Annotated in this window: 10 protein-coding genes; 7 read left to right on the top strand and 3 right to left on the bottom strand. The window is 53.7% G+C overall.

The genetic code is table 11. From position 1 onward, the window contains the following. A partial coding sequence (locus PBA01S_RS02180) for a metallophosphoesterase (RefSeq protein ID WP_174844450.1) occupies positions 1–1,000 on the bottom strand: 1,000 nt, incomplete at its 3' end. Between the two features lie 183 nt (positions 1,001–1,183). Here PBA01S_RS02180 and PBA01S_RS02175 point away from each other — a divergent pair. The 4 genes from PBA01S_RS02175 (at position 1,184) to phnE (PBA01S_RS02160) (ending at position 4,867) form a co-directional block, all read left to right on the top strand. Further along, a complete protein-coding gene (locus PBA01S_RS02175) occupies positions 1,184–2,200 on the top strand; it encodes a phosphate/phosphite/phosphonate ABC transporter substrate-binding protein (RefSeq protein ID WP_028540362.1) in 1,017 nt (338 codons plus the stop codon). A 110-nt stretch (positions 2,201–2,310) separates the two neighbouring features. Continuing rightward, on the top strand, positions 2,311–3,111 hold the full coding sequence (phnC, locus tag PBA01S_RS02170; RefSeq protein ID WP_028540363.1) for a phosphonate ABC transporter ATP-binding protein: 801 nt from the start codon (positions 2,311–2,313) through the stop codon (positions 3,109–3,111). Further along, positions 3,111–4,058, top strand: coding sequence for a phosphonate ABC transporter, permease protein PhnE (gene phnE / locus PBA01S_RS02165; RefSeq protein ID WP_255315269.1), 948 nt, complete (start codon positions 3,111–3,113; stop codon positions 4,056–4,058). Before phnC ends, phnE (PBA01S_RS02165) begins: the two co-directional genes overlap by 1 nt. Further along, positions 4,055–4,867: a phosphonate ABC transporter, permease protein PhnE gene (gene phnE, locus PBA01S_RS02160; protein WP_085169914.1), complete on the top strand. Its 813-nt coding sequence runs from the start codon at positions 4,055–4,057 to the stop codon at positions 4,865–4,867. Before phnE (PBA01S_RS02165) ends, phnE (PBA01S_RS02160) begins: the two co-directional genes overlap by 4 nt. Positions 4,868–5,127: 260 nt before the next feature. On the opposite strand, the gene PBA01S_RS02155 is transcribed toward phnE (PBA01S_RS02160), so the two are convergent. Beyond that, complete coding sequence (locus PBA01S_RS02155) at positions 5,128–5,802, bottom strand: hypothetical protein (protein WP_127575204.1); 675 nt, start codon at positions 5,800–5,802, stop codon at positions 5,128–5,130. Between the two features lie 181 nt (positions 5,803–5,983). Continuing rightward, on the bottom strand, positions 5,984–6,466 hold the full coding sequence (locus PBA01S_RS02150) for a glutathione peroxidase (protein WP_028540366.1): 483 nt from the start codon (positions 6,464–6,466) through the stop codon (positions 5,984–5,986). Between the two features lie 249 nt (positions 6,467–6,715). Here PBA01S_RS02150 and PBA01S_RS02145 point away from each other — a divergent pair, with 249 nt between their 5' ends. The 3 genes from PBA01S_RS02145 to PBA01S_RS02135 all read left to right on the top strand — a co-directional run bounded on the left by PBA01S_RS02145 (position 6,716) and on the right by PBA01S_RS02135 (position 8,871). Further along, positions 6,716–7,177, top strand: coding sequence for a MarR family winged helix-turn-helix transcriptional regulator (locus tag PBA01S_RS02145; RefSeq protein WP_085278704.1), 462 nt, complete (start codon positions 6,716–6,718; stop codon positions 7,175–7,177). A gap of 61 nt (positions 7,178–7,238) precedes the next feature. Continuing rightward, positions 7,239–7,421 carry a hypothetical protein gene (locus PBA01S_RS02140; protein WP_016314349.1) on the top strand — a complete coding sequence of 61 codons (183 nt, stop codon included), beginning with the start codon at positions 7,239–7,241 and terminating at the stop codon, positions 7,419–7,421. A gap of 250 nt (positions 7,422–7,671) precedes the next feature. After that, entirely contained in the window at positions 7,672–8,871 is a 1,200-nt protein-coding gene (locus PBA01S_RS02135; RefSeq protein WP_127575207.1) for an MFS transporter, read from the top strand. The last annotated feature ends 35 nt before the right edge of the window (positions 8,872–8,906 follow it).

Genomic DNA, 8,906 nt, shown 5'->3' with positions numbered 1-8,906 from the left:
GGCCGATCGGCTGGTCAAGCCAAGCCTGTGTAGCCGATTCCAGCGGCCGTATGAGCTCCATCACCTTGGCATCCGCCTCCACGGCGGCATCGGGAACGAGCAGCTCGGCCGTTTTCTCGCGGATGCTCCAATGACCGTCAGTTCCGCGCTTGAAGCGAACGGTGATTTGGCCCAACGCTTGTCCGCCCGTTCCTGGCTGGATCACCGTGACTCCGCCGACCTCGCCCGTGAGCATGCGATGCTGATGGCCCGTGATCAAGACGTCGATGCCCGGCACCCCCAGGCACATGGCATAGCCTTGGTTTTCACCCGTTAACCGTTCCGTCGGTACGCCGGTCGCCAAATCCCGCTCGAACCCGCCGTGATAGCTGACCACCAGCAAATCCGGCTGCTCTATTTCTCGGATGCGGGGAACCCAGGTTTTCACCGTCTCAAGCGCATCCCGAAACGCCCAACCCTCGATATGCCGGGGATGCTCCCAATGCGGGATATAGTGAGTCGTAACACCCAAGATAGCGATCCGTACGCCTTCCGGGGTTGTTTTTACCACATAAGGCTTGCCAAACGCCGGCTCCCCCGACTCCTCAGCCAAAATCCCCGCCGACAGCCACGGAAAGCGGGCATCCTTCATCGCCTTACCCAGAAGTGCTTGCCCGTAATTAAACTCGTGGTTCCCCGGTACTGCGGCGTCATATTCCAATAGATTCATCACCGCGATGGACGGATGAACCCCGTGGGGGTGATTTTTGACGTGATAGGTGCACAGTGGTGTCCCCTGAATCGCATCTCCGTTATCAATCAGCAGCAAGTCGGGTGTATGCGTGCGTTCTCGTCGAATAAGCGTAGCCAGCTTGGCCAGCCCCAGCGAACGTTCCGCCGTCGAACGATAATCTGTTGGATAAATAAAGCCGTGGATGTCGCTGGTGACCAGGATTTTGCAGAGAACTTCCTCCTGTCCCGATGGGATCGCCCCGGTTCCACGTTCCATATGTTGCTCCATCACCTTCACCTCGGATTCCTATTTATTCCCCTCCTCATTCTAGCAACGAAGATCGCAAAGTTTGTAAACTCCTGAAAGAAAAGGAATTTTACATACTTCCGCTTTTCCTCTGACGGCGTGTTAATAAATCTCTTTTATAGTAGTCTCGAACCTAAAAAAATGAGAATAGTGGAGGTCATACGCTTGAAGAAGATTAGTAAGTTGGTTTTACCTTTATTATTAACATTCTCCGTGATCCTGAGCGCCTGTGGTAACAACGCTCCGGCGAACACCAGCGGGAATGCATCGGCCGAGTCCAGTCAATCGAATGCCGCGTCTTCCGGTGCCGGATCCAACGCATCCGCAAATGCGGCTGACACGTCTGCAGATACCGGCTACGTTCCAGAAACGTTAACCGTCCAATTCGTACCTTCGCAAAACGCCGACACGCTGGAAGCCAAAGCAAAACCGCTGGAGCAGCTGCTGTCCGATCGCCTGGGCATTCCGGTTAAAGTCAGCGTGTCGACTGACTACAATACGATTATTGAAGCGATGGCTTCCAAGCAAGTGGATGTCGGCTTCTTGCCTCCAACCGCTTACGTGCTGGCCAAAGATAAAGGCGCGGCCGAGGTGATTTTACAAGCACAACGTTACGGAGTACAAGATGAGACCGGTGCGCCTACGGATAAACTGGTAGATTTCTACAAGGCGATGATTATCGTCAAAACAGATTCCGACATCCAGTCCGTGGCAGACCTGAAAGGCAAAAAAATCGCCTACCAAAACGTCACATCTTCTGCCGGTTATGTCTGGCCGGCTGCCAAGCTTCAAGAAGCTGGTTTGGATCCGCTGTCTGACGTCGAGCCGATCACGGTAAAAGGTCACGACCAAGGCGTAATCGCAGTCCTGAACGGTGATGTCGATGCCGCCGCGATCTTCCAGGATGCACGGAACACTGTGGTGAAGGATTATCCTACCGTATTCGAAGACACCCGCGTCCTGACGTACACGGAACCGATTCCAAACGACACGATCTCCGTTCGTTCCGATATGAACGCCGAATGGGTGCAGAAGCTAAAGGATGCCTTCATCGAAATCGGCAAAGATCCGGAAGGACATCAAATCATCGCGGATATCTACACGCATGAAGGCTATGTCGAATCCAACGACAGCGTGTTCGACATCGTCCGCGAGTATAACGAGAAAGTGAAGACAGAATAGGCGATGATGCGAAATTTGACGAATCCTCCTTCAAGCCAGTCGGAGCGCGGTGTGCTCCCGGCTGGCTGTGCACTTTTCCTGATTATTTTTTGTGAAAAAGGAGCCTAAACGTGATAGAACTGCGCAATGTTACCAAAACGTATCCGAACGGCACCAAAGGTCTGGATCAAATTAACCTAAAGATTGATCCCGGTGAATTTGTGGCGATCGTGGGCTTGTCCGGTGCGGGCAAATCGACGCTGCTACGGTCCATTAACCGGCTGCACGACATCTCGGAAGGCGACATTCTCATCGACGGCAAATCGATCACGCAAGCCGCTGGCAAATCGCTCCGGATGATTCGCCGCGACATCGGCATGATCTTTCAGAGCTTTAATCTCGTGAAACGCTCCTCCGTACTGCGCAACGTGCTGGCTGGCCGGGTCGGCTACCATTCCACGCTTCGTACGTTGTTTGGCCGTTTTCCGGAGGCCGATGTAGAGTTAGCCTTTCAAGCGCTGGAACGCGTAAACATCGTGGAAAAAGCCTACGCCCGGGCCGACCAGCTCTCCGGCGGGCAGCAGCAGCGGGTGGCCATCGCTCGCGTGTTGGCGCAGGAGGCTAAAATCATCCTCGCCGACGAGCCCGTGGCTTCCCTGGATCCTTTGACGACCAAGCAGGTTATGGATGATTTGAAGCGTATCAACGTCGAGCTGGGCATTACGACGATCGTTAACCTGCATTTTATCGACTTGGCGCGCAGCTATGCGACGCGCATCATCGGGCTCCGTGCCGGGCAAGTCGTCTTCGACGGTCCTGTGGGGGAAGCCACGGACGAGCGGTTTGCCGAAATTTACGGTCGCGCAATCGACCGCGAAGAGCTGTTGGCCAGTCGACTTCCGGGGCCGCAGGTGCTGGAGGCGCAGGCTTGATGAACATGAACCCTCGTCCTAGCTTCGATGCAGATGCTAAGGCTAATACCAATGCCAACGCCGTAACCGACGCCGACGCCAACGTGGGTGCTAACATTAACATCAACAGCAACGCCGATGCTAATTTTAACGCCAATCCAAGCACTAGCCCGTCCGGCCATGCTGGTCTAAAGCAGCATCGCCCTGCAGCCCCCAGCAAGCTGAAGCATTATTTAACCGCCGCGATCATCTTGCTCCTGCTGTGGGGCAGCGCCGTGGATACGGACACTTCGTGGGGCAAGCTGATCCAGGGCTCGCCAAACATGCTCGATCTGCTGCGGGAGATGTTCCCGCCGAAGTGGAGCTACTTCGACAATATCGTTCCGGCGATGCTGGAGACGATCCGCATGGCGCTGATCGGCACGACGTTTGGCGCAATCCTTGCTGTACCAGTAGCGCTGCTCTGCGCCTCCAATCTCAGCCGCAGCGCCTGGATCTATCAGCCTGTCCGCTTCTTGCTGAACCTGGTGCGGACGATTCCGGACCTGCTGCTGGCGGCCATTTTCGTCGCCATCTTTGGACTCGGCCCGCTGCCCGGCATCATGGCGCTAAGCGTCTTCTCGTTTGGTCTAATCGCCAAACTGACGTACGAAGCGTTGGAGACGATTGACCGCGGGCCGCTGGAAGCGATGACGGCCGTCGGGGCTGCGCCCGTGCAACGGATCGCCTTTGGCGTTGTGCCTCAGATTCAGGCCCATTTTATCTCGTACGTGTTGTACACGTTCGAAATTAACGTTCGCGCCGCGGCGGTATTAGGTCTCGTCGGGGCCGGGGGGATCGGCCATTATTACGAAGTGACCTTAGGCTTCCTAGAGTATGACAAGACGTGCATGATTATCTTGTTCACGCTCGTGGTCGTCCTGTTGATCGATTATGTAAGCACCAAATTGCGGGAGAAATGGTTATGACAACAAACACAACGACTTGGCGGCACAAAGTGCCAAAGCCCAAAAAGAACCGTTACCGCTTGCTGATCTATATCTTGCTCCTGCTTCTCTATGTATGGGCTTTTGCCGGGATTCCTTTTGACGGAATAAAGGAAACGGCGGGGCAAATCACGAAGTCGATCCTCTCGGGCTTGTTCTCGCCGGATTGGGATTACGTGTATTTGCCAGACGGGGAGGATTTGCTGCGCGGTTTGCTGGAGACTCTGACTATCTCGATCCTGGGCACGTTCGTTTCTACGCTCGTCTGCCTGCCGTTCACCTTCTGGGCGGCGGGCAATCGGGGCAAGTCTCGTTTCGTCTCTGGATCCGGCAAAATCCTGCTCAGCTTCGTCCGCACCTTCCCGGAAATCGTGATGGCGTTGCTGTTCATCAAAGCGGTGGGGCCGAACGCTTTTGCCGGAGTACTGGCGCTGGGGCTGCACTCGGTCGGTATGCTTGGCAAGCTGTTCGCCGACGAGATCGAGAACATGGACCACGGTCCCACCGAAGCGCTGATCGCTGCTGGAGCGAACCGCCTGCAAATTCTGTGGTACGCCGTGCTGCCCCAAGTGCTGCCGGGCTTCCTGTCGTACACGCTGTACCGGTTCGAGATCAACCTGCGCTCCGCAACAATCCTCGGCGTCATCGGCGCCGGCGGCATCGGTACCCCGCTGATCTTCGCTCTCAGCTCGCGGGATTGGGACCGCGTGGGCATCATTCTGCTCGGCATCATCGTGATGATCACGCTCGTAGACTGGATGTCCGGTTATCTGCGGAAGAAATTGGTTTGAGGCCGTGCATCTCGGAACCGATTCCCGCCTATATTGACCGGTTTCACGAGTCGAGGCCCAAATGTACACGATTTTTCGTGTACATTTCCCCCAAACCCTCGCCACACGGCGCATTCTATATGAAATTTCGTGTACATTCTGCCACTTCGCCATCAATTCGGCCCATTCTATATGATTTTTCATATATATCGGGCCGTTTTCCCCTCCCGAGGACCAAATGTACACGATTTTTCATGTACGTTCCCCTAAGTCCGCCGCGCTCACACCAAATCCGGGCTCAGCAGCGAACCCACATACTCATATGAAGTGATGCGTCCGGAGCTCCCTTTGGCGATGGCGCGGAATTTCCCTTTTGCCGTGAGAATCCGGCAGTACTTTATGACTGTCATCGGGTGCAGCTCCAACTCCCTCGCCACCTCGGTCGGGCGAATGACCCGATCATGGCGAACCGCGGCACGCATCAGATCCCTCTCAATCTTCGAAAAGGCCCGCAGGGCTCCCCCCTCAACCACAGACAAATACGGCGCCAGAATACTCCGCAAGGAGGAGAGGATAAACGAAGGGCTCTCCTTTATTTCGTCCAGTGCAATATAGTAGATTAGAAAGCCTTGGGACTGCAAAAACAATCCCCTGTTCAAATCCATCCGATATTTCGTCCGGTCTGTGCCATGTGAACCGTAATCCATAATCTCAAACACGATCCGTACCGTCCCCACCTCCCACATGAAATCAGCATAATAAGACCTCCCCCGCCAATCCTTCACTTCGTATTCGGGATGCAATCCGTCAAAGTGTCCCACCAACGGCCACCAAATGCGCTCGACAAACAACCGATTCCCATAACCATGCCCTCGCCGAAGTGCATCCAGACGCTCCCCCGTTCTTCGTTTCATATGCTCCTGCAGCCAAATCTCATGTTCCGCTTCGAATCCCATAAGAAAGCCCCTCACATCCTTAGTAAAAAAACAAAAAGCCCCGCTCCTCTCCATTCAGGATAGGAAACGGGGCAGGCTTTGCCTCACGTCAGTTACTTGTATTAATACTAGTGTGACATAGCAGAGAAAGTTACGCAATAGGATCTGAGGCGTTTCCGCACTTCGCGCGACAGTCGTTGCCCTAAACCCCAAGCAGCTTGCGAATCTCCCCTTCAATGCTCGCAGGTTCATCGGTTGGTGCGAAACGCTTAACCACCTTGCCGTCCCGATCCACAAGGAACTTCGTAAAGTTCCATTTAATCGACTTGGAGCCCAGCAATCCCGGAGCTTCCTTGGTCAAGTGCTTGAACAGCGGATGAGCATTCTTTCCATTCACATCGATCTTCGAAAATAACGGGAACGACACGCCAAAATTCAGCTCGCAAGCCTGCGCCACTTCTTCATCCGTCCCGAGCTCCTGGTTGGCGAACTGGCCTGAAGGAAAACCTAATACCGTGAAGCCTTGGTCCTTGTAGGTGTCATGCAGCTTCTGCAGCCCTTTAAATTGCGGAGCAAACCCGCATTTGGTCGCCGTATTCACAATCAGCATGACTTGGCCCCGATAAGGCTCCAGCGTTTGCACTTGGCCTTGAATGGTTTTGACTTCAATATCGAATAATGACATCTATGGCACCTCCGCCAACAAATTAATTAAGTGTAATTTAATTGTATACAATCTATATAATCGTGTCAATTTGTAGATCTAAACAGAGCGCCCCCCTCAACTTTACCGGCAATCCCGAATCTCCGTCTCCTCAAGTGTTTGTGATTACGTCCCAGTCCCGCTCCAGCCCCTTTACGCCAAAGAACAAGCAATGCTATAATGGCTCAACAGCAATTACATTGCATGCAATTAAATGGCAGGTGAATATAGATGAATACTGATGAAATGTTGAAGCTGGAGAATCAGCTTTGCTTTGCTTTTTATACTTGCTCCCGGGAGATTATGAAGCTGTACCGGCCTTTGCTGTCGGAACTAGGCTTAACCTATACGCAATACATTACGTTGCTCGCATTGTGGGAGCGGGACGGGATCACGGTGAAGGAGCTGGGTTCGATGCTGTTCCTTGACTCAGGCACATTAACGCCGCTGCTCAAAAAGCTGGAGCAGATGAACCTGGTTACCCGAACGCGGGACAAAGCCGATGAACGCAACGTCATCATCGCATTAACCGAGGAGGGGAAAGCGCTGAAGAACAAAGCCTGCACCGTCCCGATGCGGCTGTTTGAAGGTACGCATGCCGAGGTGGAGGACATCATTTCCATGCATCAACACATCAACGAGTTTCTTCGCAAAATCGGCGGCGACTCCGTTCAACCGGAGCAATCTGAATAAGCCCAACCTTAATCCTCCATAATAGGAAAGAATCACGGAGTAACCAATGGAGGAGATCAGCATGCTGGAAAATCTCGAAAGCGATTATAACTGCGCCAACGCAGGTGAGGACCTGCACCGATTGAAGCAAGAACTCGCCGAGATGCGAGGCTTGGGTCACGCTGACCCGGAAACGCAGGAGAAAATCAACCGGCTCGAAAATCAAATCAGATTTATCATGAACAAATGCGATATTAACCATTAAGAGGGTGAAGCACCCGTTTACGCCGCTGAACAAGCGTGTGGTAGGCGGGTGTTTTTTTGCCCGGGGATAGATTGAAGCCCAAAAGTGTGTTACGATTTGCCTGTTCGACCTTTTTTACATTTACGATTGATGGACATCAGGAGGGCTTCCCTTGAAAGCGCAAACACAACTTGATGCGGAGAAGACGACGGCGGCTTCCGTCGACGCCACCCCCCGCGCCGCTTCTTCCAAACGAAATTATGTATTCCAACTGCTAACGGTCTTTATCGGTTTCTTAGTCTTTGGCTTCTCGGAAAATATTAAAGGCCCCGCGATCCCGCGTATTCAAACGGACTTCGGCCTGGACGAGATGCAAATCGGTACGCTCCTGTCGCTCAACTCGTTGGGGTATCTGCTGGCCTGTTCCTTTACGGCCTACCTAACCCGCAAATGGGGCGCAAAAACGGTGACAATGCTCGCCTTTGGTTCCATGGTTGCTTCCGGGGTCTTTATCTTTACATCACGCACCTACCCGGCATTATCAGGCTCCTATTTCCTGATGTACATCGGCAACGGGATGCTGGAAATCGCGCTGGCGATCTTGGCCGCCCGGATTTTTGTCGGCAACACCGGTACGATGATGAACCTGTCTCACTTCTTCTACGGGCTGAGTTCTACGGTAGCACCATTAATCGCCTCGGGGCTGATGACCGTCTCAATTGGCGGGCATACGCTGGATTGGAGAGGCATGTATTTGGTCATGCTGTCCCTCTCGGTCATCCCGATGATCCCTACGCTGCTAAGCCGGTTCCCCGGCGAGGAAGAACAGGGCGGCGAGCGGGTTCCGTTCACCCAGCTAATGCGTGATCCCGCAATCTGGTTGATCGTGCTGGTGCTTTCGTTTGGCGTCGTGTCAGAGCTAGCGGTAGGCGGCTGGCTGGTGAACTTTCTGGAAAAAGCCTATCACTGGAACACCACCAGCGCATCCGGGATGCTGTCTGCCTTCTTCCTTTGCTTTACATTCGCACGGCTGGCACTCGGGCCGGTTACCGATAAAATAGGGTTTACGCTCTCCTTGATTTTGTTTTCGGCTTTCTCGGGAATCTGTACTTTGGTTGCCATCGGGGCAGGCGAACCCGGAGCTTTCCTGTTCGCAGCGGCCGGCATCGGCATCGCTCCGATCTATCCGACCGTCATGGCGCTGATCGCCAAGAAGTATCGCTCTTCCAGCGATTCAGCGATTACTTTCATCGTTACGCTGATGGGGGTGGGCAGTGTCATCGGCAACTATCTGATCGGTTGGATCACGGACGGGATCAAAGAGCTCTTCTCCGGCGGCACGGACACAGGACTTGGCCTCTTGCGCGGCCTGCAAGCTGGGTATGCTTTTATCGGCGTGTGCGCCTTGTTATGCGCAGTATGCAGCCTGATCTTATACGGCTATCTACGTAAACGGCAAGAGTTAATGTAACCGACCCTCCACACATACAAAAAAACACCCCCGCA

This window comes from Paenibacillus barengoltzii NBRC 101215 (assembly GCF_004000745.1).
Classification (GTDB): domain Bacteria; phylum Bacillota; class Bacilli; order Paenibacillales; family Paenibacillaceae; genus Fontibacillus; species Fontibacillus barengoltzii.
Note: the sequence above shows the minus strand (reverse complement) of the source record. Positions and strands in the feature narration are given on the sequence as shown.